This is a genomic window from Sphingobium fluminis (assembly GCF_037723805.1).
GTDB lineage: Bacteria > Pseudomonadota > Alphaproteobacteria > Sphingomonadales > Sphingomonadaceae > Sphingobium.
On the sequence record NZ_JBBJUK010000002.1, the window covers coordinates 521,774 to 544,553 of the forward strand.

The window sequence follows — 22,780 nt, forward strand, 5'->3', positions numbered from 1 at the left end:
TCAACGCAGCAGCCTGTCCCGTTTAACGTCTGCGATGATATCGCCGAGCGACCTTTTGGCAGGCGTATTTTCGGCATATTCAACGATGAAGGGGTCACTCGCGACCGTCGGTGTCGGCGCGGGGCGCGGCGGCGATCGCCGCGTGGACGTCCGAACTGGCATGGGTTCGCGCGGGCCGGCGCTGCGTGACGACGCCCAAATCGCATTAGTCTGCTGCGTGCTCGATCGGTAAGACGAGTCGCCCTCTTCTTTGCTATCTCGCCACTGGTCCGGGTCCACGCTGGCGAAGCGAACGCTGGTGCCCAGTGCCGGGTCGGCATCGAATTTATGAAGCTTCGCCCGGGCGGGGTAGATGAATCCGAAGGTCGGGTTGGTGCGTGCGCCCATCTGCGCGGTCGGGCTGTGCCAGACGCGGACCTGGCTCCAGTCGCCATCGGGCGACACGTCGAGCGCCAGCACATCTTCCTCGATCGCGCCGGGGGCCGACCAGTTCGCGTGGCGAATGAGAACCCGGCGATCGTCCAGCACCTTGCTGACAACGGCGACATGGCCCAGCGTCATAGGTCCCACGGGACGAAAAGCGAGGACCGCACCCTTTTTAGGCTTATGGCCGCGCTTGAAGCGATCTTGCGCCTGATCCCACCAGTTGAGCGCATCGCCATAGATATCGACGCCCGAAACGATGCGCGCGTAAGGCACGCATTGCAACGCCGTGGCGCCCAGCGCAGGCGCAGCGGTCAGACAGGCCAGCAGCAAGGCAGCCGGCCAGCGAAAAAATCGAGACATTAATGCGACCCCGACTGGAAGAATCGCCCCACCGGGAGCGACCCTAGGGCCCCAACTTTTAGGAAGAGGTTAACGCGTCAGAAAGCGCCGTGCGCGGCCGTGAGGGCAGCCATCGCGCCATCGGCAGAAGCGATGCGGACCGGTTCGGCCGGGGCCTGCGGCGCGTTGGCGTAGATGAATCCGCGAGCGTGATTGGAGCGCAGCCCAAGGTCGCCGATCGGCGCATACCATACCCGCACGTCGGTCCAGTCGTTGTTCGGGGACACGTCGACGGCGCGAACATTGCGCTCGATTCCGCCCCGGAACGACCAGTTGGCGTGGGTCAGCAGGACTTCGCGATCGCCCAATATCTTGCTGACCATCGCGACATGGCCGACGCGCATCGAACGGCTGGCGGCAAAGGCGAGGACGGCGCCAACGCGCGGCTGATGGCCCCGCTCATAGCGTCCCTCGGCCTGTCCCCACCAGGTATCGGCATTGCCGCGAAGATCGATGCCCGACACCTGCCGCGCAAAGGGCACACATTGCAGGACACCGGCAGAAGCAGGAGAAACCAGGAAAGCAGAGAGCGCAAGAACAGCCGTTGCGAACAAAGCGCGGAAACCACCGATCATGCGTTGCAAACCCCACTCTTATTTCAATTGTCGTTTCCCCGACGCGGGTTCTTAGGACAGAGCGAAGCGCGATTGGGAACCTTCGAGCGATAAAGCGTTGCAGCAATGCGTCATGTTGTGGAACGAAATATCTGCCCCGCTGTTATGGTCAACCGCGTCGCGACAGCCAACGCGTTGAAAAGGCTATCTTCCGTCCCGGTCATCCATATCTGGCTGCCCGTTTGTTCGAGACGCGCGAACAGCGCGGTGCGACGGGACGGGTCGAGATGAGCGGCAACTTCGTCAAGCAAAAGCACCGGGGGATGCCCCCGGTCGTCGCGGACCAGCGCCGCATGGGCCAGCAGGATCGATAGCAGCAGCGCCTTTTGTTCACCCGTGGAGCACAGTGCGGCGGGCTGGCTCCGGGCGATGTGGGTGACGATCAGGTCATCGCGGTGCGGACCAGCCAGCGTCCGCCCCGCCACGGCATCGCGCCGCCGACCCCGTGCCAGCCGCAACGGCAACGGATCATCGCCCCCCTCATCAGGGCCGTCGATCGCCATATGGGGCCGCGCGAAGGGCGTGTCGGGCTGATCGCGAAGCGCGTGGTTCAGCCTGGCGACGAGATCGACGCGGGCGCCCGCGAGCGCCGCGCCATGTTCCCCCATCTGCGCTTCCAGCGCGTCCAGCCACACTGGATCGGCCGAGCGCAGATCGTTCAGCAACCGGTTACGCGCCCGCATCGCCGCATCATAGCGGGCGCTGTGCACCGCGTGACCCGGATGCAGCGCGAGCGTCAGTCGATCCAGAAACCGGCGGCGGCCGCCCGGGCTGTCGAGGAACAGCCGGTCCATCGCCGGGGTCAGCCACATGATCGACAGATGGTCGGCCAGCGCATTGGCGGAGGCGGACGCGCCGCCGATCCTCACCTGTCGCCGGTCCGGCGTACCCGACAAGACGCCCGTGCCGAGCACGACGCCATCGACTTCCGCCGCGATGCCAAAGCCCCCCGCTCCGTCCTGCCGCCGCATTTCGCGCAGCGCCGCGCCGCGCAATCCGCGCCCCGGCGCCAGCAGCGAGACCGCTTCCAATATGTTGGTCTTTCCCGCCCCATTATCGCCCGTCAGGACGATGAACCTGTGTTCCGGCACGATAAGCGCGTCCGCATGATTGCGGAAATCGCTGAGAGTGAGACGGCCGAGCATGGCCCCCTCTAGCCGCGCGGGCCTGCGGGGGGAAGCATTCAGGGCGCGTCGCAGCGCTGGCGGATGTCAGCCGTCCCGTCGTTGGTGATGGTCAGCCGCCGGCCATCCGGGGAGACCTGTAACAGCAGCCGACGAGTCCAGCTTGCCCCCTCGCCGGTAAAATCGGCGTTAAGCTCCACGCTGCCGTCGCTCTTTGATCGGGCCGCCGTCACGATGCCGACACTTTCGTGGAAAATCAGGCGCGCGGGGGTAATTTCGAGTTCCATTGCAGCCGCCTTGTCCGAGCAATCGTCCCGAACGCCTGTCCAGCGGCCCTGAAGCGTGGCCGGGACGAGGTCCGGCGAAGGGGCGCTCGCATGCGGGTGATTCAGGGGTCTCGCCGGTACAATGGCATTGTCGGGCGGCGGCTGCACCGCGACGGGTGCGGGGTCAGGCGGATCGTCCTGATGATCCGGTTCGGCCCGACACGCGGCGAGCAGAAAAAGCAGAAGGGCCGAGCGAAAGCGCATGGGAAGGAAACCGGCCTGGCCAAGCGGGGTTCCGCATGGATGGACTTGCGGACGTCGAGCGTTCGGGTCATCACGTCAGTCTTAAGGAGTTTCGCCCATGAAAATGCTGAAGACCGTCCTTGCCCTGACCGCTGCGTGCCTGGGTGCGACTGGCGGCATGGCCGCGCTCGCGATCGGCGCGAAGGCGCCCGATTTCACCACGCGCGGCGCGCTCGCGGGCAAGCCCTTCACTCTGACGCTCAAGCATCAGTTGCGCCACGGGCCAGTGGTGCTGTATTTCTTCCCCAAGGCCTTTACGCCCGGCTGTTCGGCGGAGGCGCGCGAATTTGCCGACCATATCGCCGATTTCAAGAAGGCGGGGGCAACCGTAATCGGCATGTCGGCCGACCCCGTCGACGATCTTATCTCTTTTTCGACCAAGGAGTGCGCCGGCAAATTCCCCGTAGCATCGGCCGGGCCAGCGATCATCTCGGGCTATGACGTTGCGCTGAAAATGAAGCCGGGGCTGACCGACCGAACCTCCTATGTCATCGCGCCGTCGGGCCGGATCGCCTTCGTCCACAGCGAAATGAACTATGCCGGCCATGTGAAGAGCACGCTGGCGGCGGTGGAAGCGATGAAGCGATAGGCCCTGGCCGGCCGGCTCTACCCGGCTGGTTCCACCCGGTTAATTTTACTGGGCCTGTTTCACATAGCGCGCGAACCAGTCGAGCGTCGCATCCCAGGCGGCGGTCGCGGCCTGCCGATTATAACTCGGGCGATAATCCGCCATGAAGCCATGGTCCGCCTCCGGATAGACGGTGATGGCGTCGGGCGGCGACTTGCCCGCTTTTGCTAGGGCAGCGCGCATCGCTTCGACATCGGCCAGCGGAATGCCCTTGTCGAGCCCGCCATATTGGCCAAGCACAGGCGCCTTTAGCAGGCCCGCCTGTTCGACGGCGCTCAGCGGCTGGAGCGGCGTCTTCTGGCTGACGATCCGGCCATAATAGGCGACGCCGGCGTCCAGCTTCGCGCTATGGGCAGCGTAGAGCCAGACCGTCCGGCCGCCCCAGCAAAAGCCGGTTATGCCGCGCCGCGCGGCATCGCCGCCATGGCGGCCCGCCCAGCCATAGGTCGCGTCGATATCGGACAGCACTTGCGCGTCCGGGGCCTTGGACACGATGGTGTCGATAAGCAGTTTGAAGTCGGCGATCTTCGTCGCATCGCCATGGCGGGCGAACAGATCGGGCGCGATCGCATAATAGCCCGCTTTGGCTAAGCGGCGGCAAATGTCGCGTATCCATTCGTGGACGCCGAAAATTTCGTGAACGATACAGATGATTGGCGCGGCTTTCCCGCCGGCCGGGCGGGCGACGAAGGCGGGCATGGCGAAACCGTCGGCCGCCCTGATGGTCACCAATTCCTCCGCCAGCCCGTCGGCCGGAGTCTGGATCGCGCTGCTGGCAACGGGCCGGCAGGCCGCGGCGAACCCGGCGGCGAACGCGCCGCCAGCAAGAACATGGCGGCGATCGAGCCCGGTGGTGGCAAGCCAGTTGCGGTCCTCGGGCAGCCGGTGTGGCACCGCGCCGGAGGTTTTGGGTCGGTCGATGGTCATTGGCGCTATCCTATGGCTTGGCTCCATGGAACAGATTAGCCGACACACCACCCGGCGCAACCGGTGATCAGGCCAGGAAATCCCCGCCGGCGATCGGCTCAAGGCCCGACACATCCCAGGCGTAGACATAGACCCAGGCTGTGGCTGACCCAACTGGCGTGATTACGGTCCGCAATTCGCGGCGATATTCATGCGGCGTCGGGAAGCGATCGGAACATTCTTCATGATCGTCCAGGCGCGCAAGAATGGCGGCCGGATCGGGAAGCGCGAACAGATCGCCGATGACGTCGCCATAAGGGCCGGGGACGAAGCCGGGATAATCCGCGATTCGGTAGAGCAGCCCATGTGCGACCGCCGGGCCGACATGACGGGCGGCGGCGCGCAGCCATCTCGCCACCGGCCCGCTATGGTCTGGCCGCAGGGTGCCATAAACGAAGAGCAGCGGCTCCATCATGGCCTCACCGATAGACGCGCGGACGGGCATTGTACAAATTCGGGCGATGGTCTGGCGCCGATGCGCGGATGCGGTTCACATCCCTCGTGACCGGCATGATAGATTTGAGATGAGCGCAACTTAGAATAAAAGAGCCGCCCTGACACAAGCCGGGCGGCCTTTTTATCGATCGCCATATTAGAGGCGAGAATGGGTGCTTACGCGTTCAGGCGTAGAGCACTGAATAGAAGGTCAGCAACTGTGCGCTGACGGCAACTACCAGCGCGACACCTTGGATTGTGTGACGCATGACTTACTCCTCGGGTCGTTCCAACTGCCGCTGTTTGCGGTAAGCACGCCTATGCGCTCGACATAAAAGCGTAACAATCGCAAAGAGCGCCTTCGCAGTTGCACCAAATGCAACAGCTTGTTGCATCGATGACACAAAGCACGGGAATCAGCCGCCCAGGCAGAAGTCGCGCAGCGCCCGGGCGTCATACAGGGCGTTGTGCGGCACCCGACTGTTCACCGCAGCGCTGAACCCCGCCGCGTTGATGAGTTCGAGCCGCAAGCCGTTGATATCCACCATCCGCGCGGGCTCGGTTACGAGCAGGGCACAGAAATGGGCCAGATCCTCGGGCCAGTCGGCAACGATCACCGCATCGGCGTCCCCCTCCAGATAGGCGGCGATATGCTCTGCCGTCTGGCGACGATCGAGCTGATGATCGATGCCCGGCGGGACATGGCGCAGATAGGGCACGACATGCTGCTGCACCCAGCTATGGACATGATCGGGCAATGGCAGCGACGCGTAAAATTCCTGATCGCCATATTCGGGCACCAGCGCGACGCTGATGAGGGCGCCGCCGAAGCCGTTAAATTCGGTGTCGAGAAAATAGCGCATGCCGGGAAGTGCCTGTATATCTTTGGGGCGGGTATGATGGACGTGCCGGGCCGCAATGACGATCCGGTCACCTGCCCCTAATCATTTGCACCCGCCTGGCCAAGCTGTCATGCGCCGGGCGCTGCGCGATGCGGGAGGATAGCAGGTGACACCACGCGAACTGATCGGAACGGCGCAGGTGCCGGGCGGCGAGGAATTGCGGCTGTACCGGCGCGGCGGCGACTTCATGATCGTGCTCGACCGCAACGAGTTGATGAGCAGCCGGATGAGCGGATCGGAAAAGGCGCTGGCGGTCATGACGCTGGAACGGCTCACCGGCGTCAGGGGGCCGCATCTGCTGATCGGCGGCTATGGCATGGGGTTCACGCTGCGCGCGGCGCTGGCGATGCTCGACGAGTCCGCCAGTGTGACGGTCGCCGAACTAGTGCCGGAGATCATCGCGTGGGCACGCGGACCGATGGCGGAACTGGCCGACGGGTGCCTGGACGATCCGCGCGTGCATCTGGTCGGTCAGGATGTGGCCTATGTGATCGCGACGGCTGGCGCCTCCTATGATGCCATCCTGCTTGATGTGGACAATGGCCCGGACGGGCTTGTGCGCGCGGCCAATGACCGTCTCTATTCGGCGCAGGGGCTGGGGATCGCCCTGGCGGCGCTGAAGCCGGGCGGCATTCTCGCCATCTGGTCGGCGGCGCCCGACGAGCCGTTCGCGCGGCGCTTGCGCAACGCCGGCTTTGCGGTCGACGAAGTCGCGGTGAAGGCGCGCGACAATGGCAAGGGCCCGCGCCATGTCATCTGGTTCGCCGCAAAGCGTGCATGACTAAGCCTTGAGGCGCGCGATCAAATCCATCGCTGCGGCCGGATTGCGGACCTTCGCACCGCTGATGAAGAAGGCGAAGACATCCCCCCGCTCCGCGAGACCCTGGGTCGTTTTCGCCCAGCCCGTCAGATCGGCTGAGGGATAGCCGGCCACTTCCTCTTCCTGCGCGCGCATCAGCCGCAGATAGGAAAAACCGACATCGGCGCCGTGAATCGCCGGATAGGCTTCATGATCGGCCAGCACGACAGCCGCGCCGGCATCCCGGGCCATGGCGATAAAGGCGGGATCGTCGAAGCTTTCATGCCGCGCCTCCAGCGCATGGCGCAGCGGCACGCCATCGACGCTCGATGGCAGCAATTGCAGGAATGCGGCGAAGTCTTGCGGATCGAAAATCTTCGTCGGCATGAATTGCCACAGGATCGGACCGAGCCGGTCTCCCAATTCGACGATCCCCTGATGGACGAACTTGCCGATGGACTCGCCGGCGTCCGCCAGAACTTTCCGGTTGGTGCAATAGCGTGATGCCTTGACCGCGAAGCTGAAGCCGTCGGGTACGGCTTTCGCCCAATTGGCAAAGGTCGCGGGCTTTTGCGTGCTGTAATAGGTGGCGTTGATCTCGGTCGCGGTCAGATGTTCGCCGACATAGTGTAATTCGTCCTTCTGGCGCAGGCCCTCAGGATAAAAGACGCCGCGCCACGGCTCATAGACCCACCCGCCGATGCCGACCCTGATCCGCCCGCTCATGCCCTTCTCCTTCCGCGTCATCATGATGGCGGGAGGTGATCAGGGCAACCGGTCAACGCGCTGGCGGGCGGTTAAGGCCAATCAGCCACGGCTTGACCGTACCGGTCGGCCGGGGCGTCCCATCCAGCCGGTGCACGCGCCGGATCATGATCGGCTTGACGATCATCTGGCCGCGCATCGCGCCCGATCCACAGCATGTCGGCAAAGCGAGGATGCGGCGCACCACATCCATGCCAGCGACGACATGACCAAAAGCCGCATAGCCGATATAGTCGCCGCGCGCGTCCATATTGGGCGTCGGGCCAGCGGTGATGAAGAAATTCCCCATCGCCGAATTGGGTCTGTCGGGCCGGGCCATCGACACGGTCGCGTCGAGATGGCGGATGCCGGTCTTCGTCGTGGCTTCGTGCGGGATCGGCGGCAGCGCACGGCGCAGGTCGGTGTCGATGCCGCCCTGGATAAGCCCCAGCCTGGTATCAGCCTTGCGGCGAGCCGCCCGGTAGAAGGTCACCCCGTCGAATCGCTCGTCATCGACATAGGCGAGAAAATTGCCGGCCGTGCGCGGCGCCCGTTTCTGATCCACCGCGACGATGATGCGACCGAGCGATGTCTCGATCGCGACGCGGGTATAGCCCGGTGTGGGGCGATTGACGGGAAGCGCCAGCGCCACGCCTGGGCAAAGGGTCATCAGGATGGCGAGGCAGCGCAGGACGACAGGGCGCATCGGCTACTCAATAAAAGCGGGCGAGACTTGAAGCTAGGAAGACCGCAGGACCGGTGAGACCTTTGTGGTGCTTCCATGCGCTTGTCAGTGGTGACCCCAACGGGAATCGAACCCGTGTTTCAGCCGTGAAAGGGCCGCGTCCTAACCGCTAGACGATGGGGCCATGCGCAGCGACCCGGCATCGGATGCAAGGGGCTACGAAGCGAGGGCGGCATTAGGGCGCGGCCGGGCGCTGGTCAACCCCTTTGGCGCATCAAAAAGGCTTCGCGCTTCAGTCCGCCCAGGCGGCATCCTCCAGATGCAGTTCGGCCGCCGGGCGGCTGCCCCAATCGTCGATCTTCGCGCGCCCTGCAACCCATAGACGACGGTCGCGCGGTGCGCCCAATATGGCCTGGCCGAGCGCGCTTTCCGCCTGGCGAAAGGCGATGGTCTTGATCGACCGGCCATCGTCGCCGGCGACGATCGCGCGCAGATGACCGTTGCCGACTATATCCGCCTTGACGACGCGTACCGGCCCGGCCGCGATCAGCGGGGCAGGCCAGCCAGCGCCATAGGGGCCTCCTGCCTCGATCGCGGCGACGAAATCCGGGTTGACCCCTGATGGCGCGAGTACGGCGTCGAGCAGCAGCGCCCGATCGTCGCGCGCGCGCGCCACAGCGGCCGCCAGGCGTTCGTCGAGGAAATCCGCGAGTGCATCGATCTTGCCCGCCGCGACGGTCAGCCCCGCCGCCATCGCATGGCCCCCGCCCGCGACGAGCAGGCCCATATCCCTGGCGGCCATGATCGCCGCGCCGAGATCCACGCCGGAAATGGACCGTCCCGATCCCTTGCCGACGCCATGTTCATCGAGCGCGACGACGATGGCGGGGCGGCCGGATTTTTCCTTGAGCCGGCCGGCGACGATGCCGATGACGCCGGGATGCCAGCCTTCGCCAGCCAGCAGCGCGACGGCGCGATTGCCCTGGGTCGCGAGCATGGCTTCGGCCTGTTCCTGCACCATCGCTTCGATCGTGCGGCGATCTTCGTTAAGCCGGTCGAGTTCGGCCGCGATCTGCGCGGCCTCAAGCGGGTCTTCCGTCGTTAATAAACGCACGCCTAGGTCGGCCCGACCCACGCGCCCTCCCGCGTTGATGCGCGGTCCCAGTGCGAAGCCGAGATCATGGCACATGGGCGCTCGGGTCAGGCGGCTGGCGTCGATCAGCGCGGCGAGGCCGATATTGCGGCGGCCGGCCATGACCTTGAGCCCCTGCGCCACGAAAGCGCGATTAAGGCCCTTCAACTGCGCAACATCCGCTACGGTGCCAAGCGCAACGATATCGAGCAGGTCCATCAACCGGGGTTCGGGCCGGGTCGCGAACCAGCCACGTCCCCGCAGCGTCCGAACCAGCGCCGCGCCCAGCAGAAAGGCCATGCCGACTGCGGCGAGATGACCGTGGGTCGCACCTTCCACACTCTCATCGAGCCGGTTGGGATTGACCAGCGCATGCGCCACCGGCAGCGCGGCGGAGCATTTATGATGATCGACCACGATGACGTCGACGCGCGCATCCTTCGCCATCGCCAGCGCCTCGAACGCCTGCGCGCCACAATCGACGGTAACGATCAGGCTCGCGCCCTCCCCCGCCAGGCGCACCAGCGCCTCGCCCGATGGGCCATAGCCTTCCATCAGGCGATCGGGGATATAGGGTTGCGCGGCGAGGCCGAGGTCTCGCAGCAAACGGATGAGCAGCGCGGCGCTCGTCGCGCCATCGACGTCATAATCGCCGAAGATGCGCACATCCTCGTTATGCTGGACCGCATCGGCGATGCGGTCTGCTGCGGCGTCCATATCCCGAAAAATGCTTGGGTCAGGCATGAATGCGCGGATCGTGGGCACGCGGTGCGCATCGAGCGCATCACGGGTGCAGCCGCGCGCGAGAAGTAATTGCGACACCAGGTCGTCAGGCTGGTAGCCGGGCGCACGCGCGTCGGCACCTTCCCCCCGCCAACGCCATGGCTGACCCAGAATGGAGCGGGAAATGTTGAGTGCAGCCGTCATCACGCGGCTCTAGACCGGACGGGCAGTGGATGGAAGCATTGCGCCGTCAGCCCTAATTATGAAATGGGAACCTTGGCAACAGCTTGAGCGTATGGTTGGTTCTGGCCGTATAATGTGGCGACGAAGGGGGCAGCGATAATTTGATGGGCAAGCGGCGGGCGAAATGTGTTCGGCATGTCCTCAGCTTCGCGTCGCTAACCGTGTCGCCGCTGGCTTTGTTCGCGCAAACGACGCCTGGTGCCGTCCCTGCGAGCGATGCGGCTCAAGCAGAAGGGCCGATCGTGCCCGACGACCAGTTCAAGGCCCGCATGCCTTCGTCAGGTGATTCCGTCGCGGATAAGGCCGGGACACCATTGCCCTCGATCGACAGCTGGATCGACAGCCAGATGCCGCAGACGACCGCAGCGACCATGCTCCCCCCGCCATCCGAACCCGCTGCGCAGCCGGAACTGGCGCAGCCGCTCCCGCCGCTCGACAGCGTGACCGTGCCCGAGCAGGTGGCGGGCGAGAGCAGCCCCGATGAGAAAACGCCCGTCATTCGCTATGCGGTCGAGATTGACGGCTTCGGCAAGACCGGCCTCGAAGATGAATTTCGCGGATCGTCCGCGCTGGTCGACGGCAAGGGCAAGGCCGAAACGGCGGCGATGGTGCAATCCCGCGCGCATGAGGATGAAGCGCTGGCCGTGCGGCTGCTATATTCGGAAGGCTATTATGACGGGACCGCGCTCGCCAGCCTGGAACAAGCGGATGGCGCGTTGAAGGCGATCATGTCGGTGACGCCGGGCAAGCGCTACAAGATCGGCGAGATCGTCATCCATGCGGGGCCGACCGTGCCCGCAACTCTGGTTCGCGACAGCCTGCCGCTCAAGACGGGCGATTATATCGTCGCCGCGACGATTGAGGGCGCTGAGGCCAATGTCGCATTGAAGCTGCCCGAAAATGGCTATGCCTTCGCCAAGGTGGGCGACCGCGACATATTGCTCGATCCCGCGACGGTCACGGGCGACTATACACTGCCCGTCGAGACCGGGCCGCGCGGCTCGTTCCGAAAAATCACGACATCGGGCGAGAAACAGGCATTCGACGCCGTCCATATGGAGGTCATCCGCCGCTATAAGCCTGGGCAAATCTATGACAGCCGCAAGGTCGACGATCTGCGCAAGGCGCTGGTCGCGACCGGGCTGTTCTCGTCGGTGGCGGTCGATCCGGTACGCACCGGCGAAGCGGGACCCGATGGCACCGAATATGTCGATCTTCATGTCGAGCAGGAAGCTGGCCCGCCCCGCACGCTGGCGGGCGAACTGGGCTATGGCACCGGTCAGGGCTTTCGCGCCGAGGGCACATGGACCCACCGCAACCTCTTCCCGCCCGAAGGCGCGCTGGTCGCGGGGGTGATTGCGGGCACGCAGGAGCAGGGCGTGTCAGGCACATTCCGCCGGTCCAACGCCGGCAAGCGCGACCGCACCTTTCAGGCGGGAATCAACCTCAACCACCAGAATTATGCCGCTTATGAGGCGTTCACCGCCGGGATCAATGCCTCGATATCGCGCGCGTCGACGCCGATCTTCCAGAAACGCTGGACCTACAGCTATGGGGTCGAGATATTGGGGACCAACGAGCAGGTGACGATCGATCCGGCAACCGCCGCCAAGGTGCGCCGCACCTATTTCATCGGCGGCTTGCCGATGCAGGTCGGCTATGACCGGTCGAATGACCTGCTGAACCCGACAAGGGGGTTCCGGGCCAATTTGCGAGCCGAGCCGGAGGGTTCGCTTCAGGGCAAATTTTCGCCCTATTTGCGCGCGACGTTCGACCTGACCGGCTATTATCCCGTGTCCGACAGCCTGGTGATCGCAGGGCGCACGCGGGTCGGCACGATCAGCGGGGTGAGCCGCGACGATGTCGCGCCGTCACGCCGCATCTATGCCGGCGGCGGCGGATCGGTCCGCGGCTTTGGCTATCAGGAACTTGGCCCCAAGGATGTGAACAACGACCCGATCGGCGGCCGGTCGGTCAATGAATTCGCGGTCGAGGGGCGCTATCGCTTCGGCAATTACGGCGTGGTCGCCTTTGTCGATGGCGGCCAGGTCTATGAAAGCGCGATCCCCAAATTTTCCGGCATGCGCTATGGCGTGGGCGTGGGCGGGCGCTTCTACACCAATTTCGGCCCCTTCCGCGCTGATATCGCCATGCCGATCGATCGCCAGCCGGGCGAATCCAAATTCGCGCTCTATATCGGCATAGGGCAGGCCTTCTGATGGCGAGCGAAGCGTCCTTCCCCGAACCGGTCGTAACCCGCGAAGAGCGGCCGTTGTGGCGGAAAGTCGCGATCGGCGTTGCCGGCCTCCTCACGGCGCTGCTGGTGCTGGCGGCCGGGCTGCTGCTGGGCCTCGACACCCAGCCGGGCAAGCGCTTCCTGATCAAGCAGATCGCGGCCCTGAAGCTCGAATCGGGCATGGCGATCGAGGTCGGCCGGATCGACGGGTCGATCTACAGCGACATGACCATCCACGATCTCGTGTTGCGCGATCCCAGGGGGCCTTTCGCGGTCAGCCCGAAGGTGCACGTCGTCTGGAAGCCGTTCCGATATATCAACAATCATATCGCGGTCAGCCTGCTCGAAAGCCCGCTGGTGGTGCTCGCGCGCAGCCCGCAGTTCAACGTCACGAAAACCGATCCCAACGCGCCGATCCTGCCCGACCTCGACATTGACGTCGACCGCATGAAGATCGCCAGATTCGTGCTGGCCAAACCAGTCATCGGCCAGAAGCGCGAAATCGCGATCGACGGCGTGACCCATATTGCCGATGGACGGGCGCAGCTTTCCGCCGATGCGATGGTGGACAGCGGCGACCGGCTCCAGGCGAAGCTCGACGCGGTGCCGTCGCAAAATCGCCTGGCCATGAGCGGAACGCTGACGGCCCCGAAAGGCGGGGTCATCGCAGCGATGTCCGGCCTGACCGATGGCGTCACCGCGACGCTGGACGGAAAAGGGACGTGGCAGGCCTGGAACGGGCGCATCGTTGCGACCTCGCCCAAAGGCGAACTCGCGAACATCGCGCTGGCGGCGCGCGACGGCAATTTCACGATGAAAGGCCCGGTGCGTCCGGGGCTGGTCCTAGCCGGGACGGTCGACCGGTTGACGGGGCCGCAACTCGATGTCGATTTGTTTGCCGGCCTCAACGAACGGCGCGTCAATATCAGGGGCACGCTGCGATCGCCGGCGATGGCGGCGGACGCGCGGGGGCTGATCGACCTTGGCACCAGCCGGTTCAGCGCGTTGAAGATCAACGCCGCGCTGCTGACCCCCGGCGCGATCATGGAAAAGATACGCGGCAAGGATGTCCGCGCCTCGGTCATTCTCGACGGGGCGATGGCGACGCCCTTCGTCGATTACGACATCAGCGCGACCTATCTGGCGTTCGACGCTACCGGGATCGAGGGACTTAAGGCTAGCGGCAGGGCAGTGATCGATGCCGACCGCATTCGCATTCCGGTGCAGGCTACGGCGCGGCGCGTGACGGGGCTCAATGCCGCAGCAGGAGGCTTGCTCCAGAATCTGCGTATGAAGGGTGACTTCGCCTATGCCGGGGGCAAGCTCATTAGCGATAATCTCAAGATCGACAGCGACAGGGTGGATGCGACCGCGATCATCCTCGCCGATCTCGACCATGCAATCTATCGCGGCGCGCTAAAGGGCCGGGTCAACGATTACAAGATTGACGGGGTCGGTATCGTCAACCTCGACACCGACGTGAAGCTGGTGCCCGGCCCCAAGGGCGGCTTTGGCCTGTCGGGCCGATTCGGCGTGCGCACGGCGCGCTGGGAAAATGCTTCGGTGCGCGATTTCCTGGGGGGCAATGCCGTCGCTTCGGGCCGCATCGGCATGACGCCGGAGGGTAAATTCACGCTCGCAGGCCTCAGGGGAGCGGCGCCGAATTTCGCGATCCATTCGGGATCGGGCAGCTATGACAGCGATGGCCAGATCATGTTCGACGCCGCCGCCTCTTCCCGGCAATATGGCCCGCTTTCTCTCGCTATACGGGGCACGGTCGACCGTCCGCAGGCGGTGCTGCGCGCGGCGCGCCCCAATGTCGGCGTTCAGCTCAATGACGTGGTGGCAAAGCTTAACGGCGAGGCCACCGGCTACCGGCTGGAGGCGACGGGCGGATCGCCCTATGGCCCCTTCTTCGCCAATATACTGGTACGCACGGCCAAAGGTCCCCTCACTATCGACATAGCCAGGGCGCGTTTCGCCGGTGTCGATATAGCGGGCACGGTGCAACAGACGAGCGCGGGGCCGTTTGCTGGGCGGCTCAGCCTGAACGGATCGGGCATTAGCGGCGCGGTACGGCTGGCAGCGGTCGGCAAGGCGCAGGGCGCAGACGTCGCCGCGACCGCCAGCAATGCCAAGCTCCCCGGCGATGCCGACGTGATCATCGGTCGCGCCATCATCAACGCATCGATGGTGCTGACCACCCAGCCCCGCATCCTCGCCGATATCCAGATCGCCAATGCCGCCTATGGCGATTATGTCGTGCGCAAAGCCCGCGCAAAGGTCGATTATCGGGGCGGGCGCGGCCGGGCGCAGCTGGTTGCGGACGGTTCGAGCGGGGTCCCCTTCTCGATCGCGGCCGATGCGGCCCTGCGCCCGAACCTCTACGCCGTCGCGCTGCAAGGCAAGGCGAGTAATGTCGATTTCCGCCTGGCCCGCCCCGCCATCATCCGGGTCGAGCGCGGCGGATATCGGCTGGAGCCGGCAACGCTCGTCCTGCCGCAGGGCCAGGTCGATCTGGCCGGGCGCTTCGGCGACCAGACCGCCTTGCAGGCGCGGTTCAAGGATTTCGATCTCGCCATCGCCAATATCGCCAAGCCGGGTCTGGGCATCGGCGGCAAGGCGACGGGCACACTCGATTTCGCGCAGACCGGCAACGGCTTCCCGACCGCGACCACCCGGATCGCGATCAGCGAATTCCGCCGATCGAGCCTGACGGCCGTATCCGACCCGGTGTCGATGAATGTCGAGGGGAAGCTTTCCGCAGCCGGCGGAGATCTGCGCGGCCTCGTCGGCCGGGGCAATGCGACGCTCGGTCGGTTCGTCGCCACGCTGGCGCCACCGGGGTCGGGCGCGGGCTGGTCGGAGCGGCTGATGAATGCCCCGCTCGGCGGCGGCATTCGCTACGCCGGACCGGCCGATGTGCTGTTTTCCTTTGCCGGGCTGGCCGACCAGCAATTGACCGGCGGGATAGCGGTCGCCGCCGACTTCAGCGGTCGCCTCACCGATCCGCGGATCAACGGCCTCGCCCGCGCCAATGCGCTGACTTACGAAAATGCGACCTTCGGCACGCGGGTAACCCAGATGCGGCTGGACGGGCGCTTTACCAATGATCGCCTCGACATTCGCGACTTTTCCGGGCGGGCGGGAAATGGAACGGTGCAGGCGCGCGGTTCGGTCGGGCTGGCGGCGGACAGCGGCTTTCCGATGGATATTGCGGTCAAGCTCGACAATGCGCGGCTGGCCCGTAGCGAGGCCATTACGAGCGTTGTCAGCGGGACTATCAACGTCACCAACAGTGCAGCGAACGGCGGCCTCATCAAGGGCGACCTGTCGTTGCCGGAAACGCGCTATCAGGTCGCGTGGCAGGGTGGCGCCGAAATTCGCGAACTGCGCGGCGTACGTCGCAAGGGTCAGGGTACGGACATTCTCGACCAGCGGCTTGCGGCGCGGCAGGCGACGGCCAAGCCCGCCAACTGGAAGCTCGATATCCGCGTTCGGGCCGATAATGAGATTTACGTGACCGGCATGGGTCTCGATTCCGAATGGAAAACCGACATGCGGGTCACCGGCACCAGCGCCAATCCCCGCGTCGTCGGCAGGCTGCAAGTCATTCGTGGCCGCTACAGCTTTTCGGGCCATCAGTTCGAGCTGGAACAGGGGGTCATTACCTTCAACGGCCCGATGCTGAACCCTATCCTTGCGATCAAGGCCGAGACCAAGATCGATGCGGTTACGGCCGGCATCCAGGTTACCGGCTCCGCGCAGCAACCCGATATCGCTTTCATCTCCACCCCCACTTTGCCGCAGGACGAGATTCTGTCCCGCATATTGTTCGGATCGAACGTCGCCAACCTGTCTCCAACGCAGGCGATCCAGCTTGCCGTGGCGCTTAATGGCCTGCGCGGTGGGGGTGGCGGGCTCAATCCGATGGGCAAGCTGCAAAACGCGTCGGGGCTCGACCGGATCGGCATCGTCGGCGGCGATGAAGCGACCGGGCGCGGCACCTCACTCGCGGTGGGGCAGCATATCTCCAACAATATCTATGTGGAGATCATCACCGATTCGAAGGGATTCACCGCGACCCAGCTGGAGATCGCATTGTCCAAGACGCTGAGCCTGTTGTCCAAGACGGGGACCAATGCGGGGTCGTCGGCCAATCTTCGCTATTCGAAGGATTATTGAAGCGTCAGCGCCGCCAGCGGGCCCAGATGGCGGTCGGCAGCAATATTCCCCGTGCTTCCTCGCGCACAGTAAGTTCGCCGGCCTCCACCGTACCGGGCAGGTCGGCGAACGCCTGACGCAGCAATTCGCCGATCGCCAGCGCCGACATGCGCACGGCATAGACGGTCAGGAACAGGAAGCGGCTATCCGCGTCGAGCAACTGACGGCAATTGCTGATCAGGGCGGGCAGATCCTCTTCGAGCCGCCAGACCTCGCCATCGGGGCCGCGACCATATTTGGGGGGATCGAGCAATATGCCGTCATAGCGCCGATTGCGGCGTACCTCGCGCGCGACGAACTTGGCCGCATCTTCGACGATCCAGCGCACCGGGCGGTCTTCCATACCCGACAGCGCTGCATTGGCGCGGGCCTGCGCGACCGATTTTTTCGACGCGTCGACATGGACCATTCTGGCGCCCGCCGCCGACATGGCGAGCGTGCCGACCCCGGTATAGCCGAACAGGTTCATCACCTCGGCATCGGGCTTGTCGGCTGTCCGTTCGCGCATCCAGTCCCACACCGGCGCCATGTCGGGGAAAAAGCCGAGATGGCGAAAGGGCGTGCAACTCGACTGGAAGGTCACCTCGTTCCACGCCAGCGGCCAGCCATCGGCAGGCACGGGGCGGTCATAATACCAGCGGCCGCCACCTTCATCGTCCGATCCGGGGATGAACTCGCCGTCGGCCTTCCAGTCTTGCGTCGCGGGCGCCCACATCGCCTGCGGTTCAGGACGGACGAAGCGGTATGAGCCATAGCGCTCCAGCTTGCGGCCATTGCCCGAATCGATCAAGCCATAGTCGGACCAGGGTTCGCCAATGAGGGTCTGAAGCTTCATGCGCGCGGCGTCGCATGCTCCGCGACATATCCGGTCACCGCATCGAACGTGCCGGGCAGCTTCACATAGCGTTCCTCGCGCGCGAACAGGTCGCCGACGCGCGAAGGGAGCGGCGGGCGCGTGCCGGTCGCGCGCTCCACCGCATCGCGGAACTTGGCCGGATGCGCCGTCGCCAATGTCACGATGGGGATGGCAGGATCGAGATCGACCTCGCGGGCCGCAGCCAGGCCGATTGCGCTGTGCGGATCGATCACCTGCCCCGCCGCGTCATAAGCCCAGCGCATCGCCATGGTCATTCCATCGGCATCGATCCGGGCGGAGCTGAACAGATGCGCGGATCCCTCGCGCTGGGCGTTGGTCAGCCGCATCGCACGGCTCTGCTCGAAGCCAGTCATCTGCGCGCCGAGCGCTACGCCGTCCCGCCCGCCGGCATCGAACAGCAGCCGCTCGAAATTCGAACTGACCTGAATGTCCATGCTGGGGGTGGCAGTAGCGACAACCTGTCCCTGACTGTAATCGCCCTCGCTCAGGGCACGGTGGAGGATATCGTTTACGTTGGTCGCGACGATCAGCTTAGCAACCGGCAAGCCCATGCGCGATGCGACATAGCCGGCGAACACGTCGCCGAAATTCCCGGTCGGCACGGAAAAGGCGACGCTGCGGTCGGGCGCGCCCAGACGCACGGCCGCGTAGAAATAATAGACGACCTGCGCCATCAGCCGCGCCCAGTTGATGCTGTTCACCGCCGACAAGTTGAATCGCTTCGAAAAAGCGGGGTCGTTGAACATGCGCTTCACCAGCGCCTGCGCGTCATCGAAGCTGCCGTCGATCGCGATATTGTGCACATTGGGCGCGCGCACCGTCGTCATCTGCCGCCGCTGCACATCCGACACGCGCCCTTCGGGGTGCAGCATGAAGATGTCGATCTGTTCACGGCCGGCGACGGCGTCGATCGCCGCCGATCCGGTGTCACCGGACGTGGCGCCGACGATGGTCAGATGATCGTCGCGGCGCGAGAGGAAACGCTCGAACAATTGTCCCAGCAGTTGCAGCGCTACATCCTTGAACGCGAGCGTTGGGCCGTGGAACAGCTCCAGCAACCACTGGCGATGGTCGAGCTGGACGAGCGGCGTAACCGCCTGATGGCTGAAGCGGCCATAGGCGGCTTCGCACAGGTCGCGCAGTCCCTCGGGCGACAGCGATCCGGCGACGAACGGCGTCATCACGCGCACTGCGGTTTCGACATAGGAAAGGCCGGCGAGCGCGCGGATGTCCGCGGCGGTAAATTGCGGCCAGCTCTCCGGCAGATACAGGCCGCCATCGGACGCCAGGCCAGCCAGCGTCACATCTTCAAACCCTAGCGCCGGTGCGCTGCCCCTGGTGCTGACATATTGCATGATGGGGTGGGCGGTAACGACGCGCGCAGCCGGGGGCAAGCCCTTACGACGGATCGCCGGTGCGGCGCCGCAGGGCGAGAGTGTAGATGATGATCGCGATTCCGGCGAAGAAGAACCATTGTACCGCATAGGCCAGATGGTTGTTGGGCACGTCGGCGACATTGGGCGGCGCCGCGGCCTTCATGCCGGGCGGCGCGGCGCGAGCGATCAGCATCGGACGCAGCGGCTGTGCCTTCCCCCCGATGCGCGTGAGCAGCGCCCGATGGTCTGGCTCCTGCGAAATCCATCCCGCCACCTGGCCGCCGGTCCATTGCGGCTTGTAATCGGGCTTTTGCGCGATACCCAACTCCACGAGCGCACCTGGCCCTTCCGCGCCGGTCGCGCACTCGGCGATCGACCGGAAACCCATCGAACCATCGGCGGCGCGCCCGGCCTCCGTCCGCCAGCCGACGACTCGCAGGCAGTGAATCGAGGAGGGGCGAAAGAGGATGCTGGGGTCCACCGGCGCCAGCGCGGGAAAGCTGATCGCCGGTCGGCCCGGATTGACCGCCGCGAGCGCCAGAGCCGCGTCCTTTTCCGCACGCCGCTCAAGCTGCCAGACGCCCAATGCGACCATGATGATGACGGCAACGCCCACGATAATCGTCGGGATGAGGGGGATTTTTCTCTTCACGGGTGTGGCTCCGCTGGCGTGATCCGGCCCTCGCGCGCCTTGTTGCGATATTCCAGGATCAGGAGCGCAGCCTTGGCGATCCGCAAGCTCCCGACGACGGCACCGACCGTCAACGGCGTCCATAGGAGGACATGCAGCCAGAGCGGCGGATGCACCTTCAATTCCAGCGTCAGCGCCATCACGACCATCACCGCGCCGACGATCAGGGTCAGGAAGGCTGCGGGACCGTCCCCGACATTGAACCGGGCAAGATCGAGTCCGCATGCCCGGCATGCCGGCGCGAACCGCACCGGCCCCGCGAAAAGCGTGAATCCGCCACATTGCGGACAGGCTCCACGCGCGGCGTCTCGCAGCAAGGTGGGCAAGGGAGCCGGAGAAACGGGTGGGACGGGCATGGCCGCTGGCATAGCCGCCGCAGCGTCAAAAGAAAACGGCCGGGGACGCCCCCGGCCGATATTCCTTATCAACGATCCAGAGAGCCTCAGCCGCCGTGCATGGGCGCGCCCCAACCGCCCCAGACATAGATGGCGACGAACAGGAACAGCCACACAACGTCGACGAAATGCCAGTACCAGGCGGCGGCTTCGAAGCCGAAATGCTGGCGCGGGGTGAAGTCGCCCTTATAGGTGCGGACCAGATTTACGATCAGGAAGATCGTGCCGATCATGACGTGAAAGCCATGGAAGCCGGTCGCCATGTAGAAGCCCGAGCTATAGGGCGTCTTGCCGAACGGGAAAGGCGCGTGGACATATTCATAGGCCTGGATCGACGAGAAGAGCAGGCCGAGGATGATGGTGCACCAAAGGCCTTTTTTCAGGCCTTCACGATCGCCGTGGATCAGCGCGTGATGCGCCCATGTCACCGTCGTTCCCGAACAGAGCAGGATCAGCGTGTTGAGCAGCGGCAGCTCGAACGCGTTCATGACCTCGATGCCCTTGGAAGGGAACATCCCCTCGATCGGCGCTAGAGCGCTGGGGAACAGCGAGAAGTCGAAAAAGGCCCAGAACCAGCCGACGAAGAACATGACTTCCGATGCGATGAACAGGATCATGCCATAGCGCAGGTGGAGCTGCACCACCGGCGTATGATCGCCGGCATGCGCCTCTACGATGACCTGCGCCCACCAGCTGTAGAAAGTGAACAATATACCGGCGAGTCCGATGAAGAAAACCCAGCCGCCATGGGCGGGAAGCGCATCGGGATGCATCCACATGATGGCGCCGAAGGCCATCACCAGCGCCGACATCGAGCCGAAGAGGGGCCAGATGCTGGGTGGCAGGATATGATAATCGTGGTTCTTGGCGCCGGCCATGACTTGCTCTTCCCTGTTCGCGGTTCGGGTTATCGATTTTGCCTTAGCTTGGCTTCTTGCCCTGCTCAACAGGGTAGAAGGTGTAGCTCAGCGTAATTTCCTGGGTGTCCCGGTTGTCGGGATCGTTCAATATCTTAGGATCGACATAATAGATCACCGGCATGCGCACTTCTTCACCGGGTTTCAGCGTCTGCTGGGTAAAGCAGAAGCACTGGATCTTGGTGAAATAGGCGCCCGCCTGAATCGGCGTCACGTTGAAGGCCGCCGTGCCGGTGACGGGCTTGTCCGACATGTTCTTCGCCAGGAAAATCGCCATCCGTTTTTCGCCGATGGTGATCGTCTGGGTCGGATGTTCGGGATGGAACTGCCACGGCATGCCGGGTGCGATGTTCGAATCGAAACGGATCGACAGATTATGTCCGGTCGCAACCTTAACGCCTGTAGCGTCGTAGGCGCGCTGGGGCGTTCCGCCAAAGCCCGTGCGCTCGCAGAAGATGCGGTAAAGCGGCACAGACGCAAACCCAAGGCTCAGCATCGTAAGGCCCACGATCGCCATCATAATCATCGTGCGTTGATTGCGACGGTTGCGGTCGAAAGGCGACGGCGGCAGGCTCGCCATCAGGCGTGGCCTGCGCTGATCTTCGCAATGGCGATCGCGAAGAAGAGGAGGACGAGCGCGCCGAGCAAGAGCCCGGTCACGAGCGATCGCGACTTCTGCCGCGCGCGGACCAGTTCGCGTTCCTCAGGGGTCATGCGAAAATCCAGCGATCGACGACCACCGCACCGAACAGCAGGAACAGATAGAGGATCGAATATTTGAACAAGCGCCGCTCCGGGGCCATGCGTGCGGGATCATTTTCCCGCCGACGATAGACCTGAAAAGCAAAGAGCGCGAATATGGCGGTGCCGATCAGGGCGACCGTTCCGTAAAACACGCCGGTAAGGCGCAGGAGTACCGGGGCCATCGCCGCGACCGCCATGACCGCCGTATAGAACCAGATCTGGCGCCGGGTCACGACTTCACCCGAAACCACCGGGAGCATGGGGATACCGGCTGCGGCATAATCGGTCTTCACGAACAGGGCGAGCGCCCAGAAATGCGGCGGGGTCCAGAAGAAGGTCAGCATGAACAGCGCGACGGGAAGCGCGGAGACGTCACCGGTCACGGCTGCCCAGCCGATGACCGGCGGGAAAGCCCCGGCCGCTCCGCCAATGACGATGTTCTGCGCCGTGCGGGGCTTGAGCCAGATGGTGTAGATCAGAATGTAGAAGAGGATCGAGACGGCCAGGATGGCGGCGGCCAGCCAGTTGGTGGCCGTACCCAGCAAAATCACCGAAAAGACGGAAATGCCCACGCCAAAATGCAGCGCCGATTGCCGGTCCATGCGGCCTGCGGGCAAAGGGCGGTTCGCCGTGCGCTTCATCTTGGCGTCGAGATCCGCCTCACACCATTGGTTGAGCGCGGCGGCGCCGCCGGCACCCAGCGCGATACACAGGATCGCGGTGAAGGCCAGCACCGGATGGATCGACCCAGGCGCGGCCAGCAGGCCCGCAAGGCCGGTATAGACGACCAGCGTCATCACCCGCGGTTTCGTCAGCGCGACGAAATCCCGCCAGTGGGCTGGTAGCGAGGGAGCGGCGCTCCCGGCCATGATCGGCGAACTTGCCATATGCTCCTCATGCGTCAGCCCGGCGCCTGATCGCGCCGGGACTG

At 64.6% G+C, this 22,780-nt stretch carries 22 protein-coding genes and 1 tRNA gene; 4 read left to right on the forward strand and 19 right to left on the reverse strand.

Annotated elements, in window-relative coordinates:
- The 4 genes from WG907_RS08705 to WG907_RS08720 form a co-directional block, all read right to left on the reverse strand.
- A complete protein-coding gene (locus WG907_RS08705; RefSeq protein ID WP_340232354.1) occupies positions 1-786 on the reverse strand; it encodes a CHAP domain-containing protein in 786 nt (261 codons plus the stop codon).
- Between the two features lie 77 nt (positions 787-863).
- A complete protein-coding gene (locus WG907_RS08710; RefSeq protein WP_340232495.1) occupies positions 864-1,400 on the reverse strand; it encodes a CHAP domain-containing protein in 537 nt (178 codons plus the stop codon).
- Positions 1,401-1,510: 110 nt separating this feature from the next.
- A complete protein-coding gene (gene recF / locus WG907_RS08715) occupies positions 1,511-2,584 on the reverse strand; it encodes a DNA replication/repair protein RecF (protein WP_340232355.1) in 1,074 nt (357 codons plus the stop codon).
- Between the two features lie 38 nt (positions 2,585-2,622).
- Positions 2,623-3,093 carry a hypothetical protein gene (locus tag WG907_RS08720; protein ID WP_340232356.1) on the reverse strand — a complete coding sequence of 157 codons (471 nt, stop codon included), beginning with the start codon at positions 3,091-3,093 and terminating at the stop codon, positions 2,623-2,625.
- Positions 3,094-3,190: 97 nt separating this feature from the next.
- Between WG907_RS08720 and WG907_RS08725 the strand changes: the two genes are divergently transcribed.
- Positions 3,191-3,721, forward strand: coding sequence for a peroxiredoxin (locus WG907_RS08725; RefSeq protein ID WP_340232357.1), 531 nt, complete (start codon positions 3,191-3,193; stop codon positions 3,719-3,721).
- Between the two features lie 45 nt (positions 3,722-3,766).
- Here WG907_RS08725 and WG907_RS08730 read toward each other — a convergent pair whose 3' ends face one another.
- The 3 genes from WG907_RS08730 to WG907_RS08740 form a co-directional block, all read right to left on the reverse strand.
- On the reverse strand, positions 3,767-4,687 hold the full coding sequence (locus WG907_RS08730; RefSeq protein ID WP_340232358.1) for a dienelactone hydrolase family protein: 921 nt from the start codon (positions 4,685-4,687) through the stop codon (positions 3,767-3,769).
- Between the two features lie 67 nt (positions 4,688-4,754).
- Positions 4,755-5,141: a gamma-glutamylcyclotransferase family protein gene (locus tag WG907_RS08735; protein WP_340232359.1), complete on the reverse strand. Its 387-nt coding sequence runs from the start codon at positions 5,139-5,141 to the stop codon at positions 4,755-4,757.
- Between the two features lie 436 nt (positions 5,142-5,577).
- Positions 5,578-6,024, reverse strand: coding sequence for a hypothetical protein (locus tag WG907_RS08740; RefSeq protein ID WP_340232360.1), 447 nt, complete (start codon positions 6,022-6,024; stop codon positions 5,578-5,580).
- Positions 6,025-6,169: 145 nt separating this feature from the next.
- Here WG907_RS08740 and WG907_RS08745 point away from each other — a divergent pair, with 145 nt between their 5' ends.
- The gene (locus WG907_RS08745) at positions 6,170-6,844 is read left to right on the forward strand and encodes a spermidine synthase (protein WP_340232361.1); all 675 of its coding nucleotides are present in this window, start codon (positions 6,170-6,172) and stop codon (positions 6,842-6,844) included.
- On the opposite strand, the gene WG907_RS08750 is transcribed toward WG907_RS08745, so the two are convergent.
- The 4 genes from WG907_RS08750 to recJ all read right to left on the reverse strand — a co-directional run bounded on the left by WG907_RS08750 (position 6,845) and on the right by recJ (position 10,350).
- Positions 6,845-7,588: a DUF72 domain-containing protein gene (locus WG907_RS08750; RefSeq protein ID WP_340232362.1), complete on the reverse strand. Its 744-nt coding sequence runs from the start codon at positions 7,586-7,588 to the stop codon at positions 6,845-6,847.
- 52 nt (positions 7,589-7,640) lie between these two features.
- Positions 7,641-8,312 carry a peptidylprolyl isomerase gene (locus WG907_RS08755; protein ID WP_340232363.1) on the reverse strand — a complete coding sequence of 224 codons (672 nt, stop codon included), beginning with the start codon at positions 8,310-8,312 and terminating at the stop codon, positions 7,641-7,643.
- 88 nt (positions 8,313-8,400) lie between these two features.
- Positions 8,401-8,475, reverse strand: a tRNA-Glu gene (locus WG907_RS08760).
- 108 nt (positions 8,476-8,583) lie between these two features.
- Positions 8,584-10,350: a single-stranded-DNA-specific exonuclease RecJ gene (recJ, locus tag WG907_RS08765; RefSeq protein WP_340232364.1), complete on the reverse strand. Its 1,767-nt coding sequence runs from the start codon at positions 10,348-10,350 to the stop codon at positions 8,584-8,586.
- Between the two features lie 143 nt (positions 10,351-10,493).
- Between recJ and WG907_RS08770 the strand changes: the two genes are divergently transcribed.
- Positions 10,494-12,608 carry an autotransporter assembly complex protein TamA gene (locus WG907_RS08770; protein ID WP_340232496.1) on the forward strand — a complete coding sequence of 705 codons (2,115 nt, stop codon included), beginning with the start codon at positions 10,494-10,496 and terminating at the stop codon, positions 12,606-12,608.
- Positions 12,608-16,810 (forward strand): translocation/assembly module TamB domain-containing protein, encoded by a 4,203-nt coding sequence (locus WG907_RS08775; protein ID WP_340232365.1) that lies wholly within the window; start codon positions 12,608-12,610, stop codon positions 16,808-16,810. Before WG907_RS08770 ends, WG907_RS08775 begins: the two co-directional genes overlap by 1 nt.
- 4 nt (positions 16,811-16,814) lie before the next feature.
- On the opposite strand, the gene WG907_RS08780 is transcribed toward WG907_RS08775, so the two are convergent.
- From WG907_RS08780 to WG907_RS08815, 8 genes are all read right to left on the reverse strand, one after another.
- On the reverse strand, positions 16,815-17,684 hold the full coding sequence (locus WG907_RS08780) for a class I SAM-dependent methyltransferase (protein ID WP_340232366.1): 870 nt from the start codon (positions 17,682-17,684) through the stop codon (positions 16,815-16,817).
- Entirely contained in the window at positions 17,681-19,081 is a 1,401-nt protein-coding gene (thrC, locus tag WG907_RS08785; protein WP_340232367.1) for a threonine synthase, read from the reverse strand. Before thrC ends, WG907_RS08780 begins: the two co-directional genes overlap by 4 nt.
- A gap of 43 nt (positions 19,082-19,124) precedes the next feature.
- Positions 19,125-19,754 (reverse strand): SURF1 family cytochrome oxidase biogenesis protein, encoded by a 630-nt coding sequence (locus WG907_RS08790; RefSeq protein WP_340232368.1) that lies wholly within the window; start codon positions 19,752-19,754, stop codon positions 19,125-19,127.
- Positions 19,751-20,161, reverse strand: a complete 411-nt coding sequence (locus tag WG907_RS08795; RefSeq protein ID WP_445326786.1) for a DUF983 domain-containing protein — start codon at positions 20,159-20,161, stop codon at positions 19,751-19,753. The genes WG907_RS08790 and WG907_RS08795 overlap by 4 nt, the downstream gene beginning before the upstream one ends.
- A gap of 74 nt (positions 20,162-20,235) precedes the next feature.
- Positions 20,236-21,066, reverse strand: a complete 831-nt coding sequence (locus WG907_RS08800; protein WP_340232370.1) for a cytochrome c oxidase subunit 3 — start codon at positions 21,064-21,066, stop codon at positions 20,236-20,238.
- 43 nt (positions 21,067-21,109) lie between these two features.
- A complete protein-coding gene (locus tag WG907_RS08805; protein ID WP_340232371.1) occupies positions 21,110-21,685 on the reverse strand; it encodes a cytochrome c oxidase assembly protein in 576 nt (191 codons plus the stop codon).
- Positions 21,685-21,819, reverse strand: a complete 135-nt coding sequence (locus WG907_RS08810; RefSeq protein ID WP_340232372.1) for a cytochrome c oxidase system small membrane protein — start codon at positions 21,817-21,819, stop codon at positions 21,685-21,687. The genes WG907_RS08805 and WG907_RS08810 overlap by 1 nt, the downstream gene beginning before the upstream one ends.
- On the reverse strand, positions 21,816-22,736 hold the full coding sequence (locus WG907_RS08815; protein WP_340232373.1) for a heme o synthase: 921 nt from the start codon (positions 22,734-22,736) through the stop codon (positions 21,816-21,818). Before WG907_RS08815 ends, WG907_RS08810 begins: the two co-directional genes overlap by 4 nt.
- Between the last annotated feature and the right edge of the window lie 44 nt (positions 22,737-22,780).

Bases quoted from the DNA above. Each gene is read 5' to 3' on its own strand.
- WG907_RS08705 (WP_340232354.1), bottom strand. From the start codon at position 786: ATGTCTCGATTTTTTCGCTGGCCGGCTGCCTTGCTGCTGGCCTGTCTG.
- WG907_RS08710 (WP_340232495.1), bottom strand. From the start codon at position 1,400: ATGATCGGTGGTTTCCGCGCTTTGTTCGCAACGGCTGTTCTTGCGCTC.
- recF (WP_340232355.1), bottom strand. From the start codon at position 2,584: ATGCTCGGCCGTCTCACTCTCAGCGATTTCCGCAATCATGCGGACGCG.
- WG907_RS08720 (WP_340232356.1), bottom strand. From the start codon at position 3,093: ATGCGCTTTCGCTCGGCCCTTCTGCTTTTTCTGCTCGCCGCGTGTCGG.
- WG907_RS08725 (WP_340232357.1), top strand. From the start codon at position 3,191: ATGAAAATGCTGAAGACCGTCCTTGCCCTGACCGCTGCGTGCCTGGGT.
- WG907_RS08730 (WP_340232358.1), bottom strand. From the start codon at position 4,687: ATGACCATCGACCGACCCAAAACCTCCGGCGCGGTGCCACACCGGCTG.
- WG907_RS08735 (WP_340232359.1), bottom strand. From the start codon at position 5,141: ATGATGGAGCCGCTGCTCTTCGTTTATGGCACCCTGCGGCCAGACCAT.
- WG907_RS08740 (WP_340232360.1), bottom strand. From the start codon at position 6,024: ATGCGCTATTTTCTCGACACCGAATTTAACGGCTTCGGCGGCGCCCTC.
- WG907_RS08750 (WP_340232362.1), bottom strand. From the start codon at position 7,588: ATGAGCGGGCGGATCAGGGTCGGCATCGGCGGGTGGGTCTATGAGCCG.
- WG907_RS08755 (WP_340232363.1), bottom strand. From the start codon at position 8,312: ATGCGCCCTGTCGTCCTGCGCTGCCTCGCCATCCTGATGACCCTTTGC.
- recJ (WP_340232364.1), bottom strand. From the start codon at position 10,350: ATGACGGCTGCACTCAACATTTCCCGCTCCATTCTGGGTCAGCCATGG.
- WG907_RS08770 (WP_340232496.1), top strand. From the start codon at position 10,494: ATGGGCAAGCGGCGGGCGAAATGTGTTCGGCATGTCCTCAGCTTCGCG.
- WG907_RS08775 (WP_340232365.1), top strand. From the start codon at position 12,608: ATGGCGAGCGAAGCGTCCTTCCCCGAACCGGTCGTAACCCGCGAAGAG.
- WG907_RS08780 (WP_340232366.1), bottom strand. From the start codon at position 17,684: ATGAAGCTTCAGACCCTCATTGGCGAACCCTGGTCCGACTATGGCTTG.
- thrC (WP_340232367.1), bottom strand. From the start codon at position 19,081: ATGCAATATGTCAGCACCAGGGGCAGCGCACCGGCGCTAGGGTTTGAA.
- WG907_RS08795 (WP_445326786.1), bottom strand. From the start codon at position 20,161: ATGCCAGCGGCCATGCCCGTCCCACCCGTTTCTCCGGCTCCCTTGCCC.
- WG907_RS08800 (WP_340232370.1), bottom strand. From the start codon at position 21,066: ATGGCCGGCGCCAAGAACCACGATTATCATATCCTGCCACCCAGCATC.
- WG907_RS08805 (WP_340232371.1), bottom strand. From the start codon at position 21,685: ATGGCGAGCCTGCCGCCGTCGCCTTTCGACCGCAACCGTCGCAATCAA.
- WG907_RS08810 (WP_340232372.1), bottom strand. From the start codon at position 21,819: ATGACCCCTGAGGAACGCGAACTGGTCCGCGCGCGGCAGAAGTCGCGA.
- WG907_RS08815 (WP_340232373.1), bottom strand. From the start codon at position 22,736: ATGGCAAGTTCGCCGATCATGGCCGGGAGCGCCGCTCCCTCGCTACCA.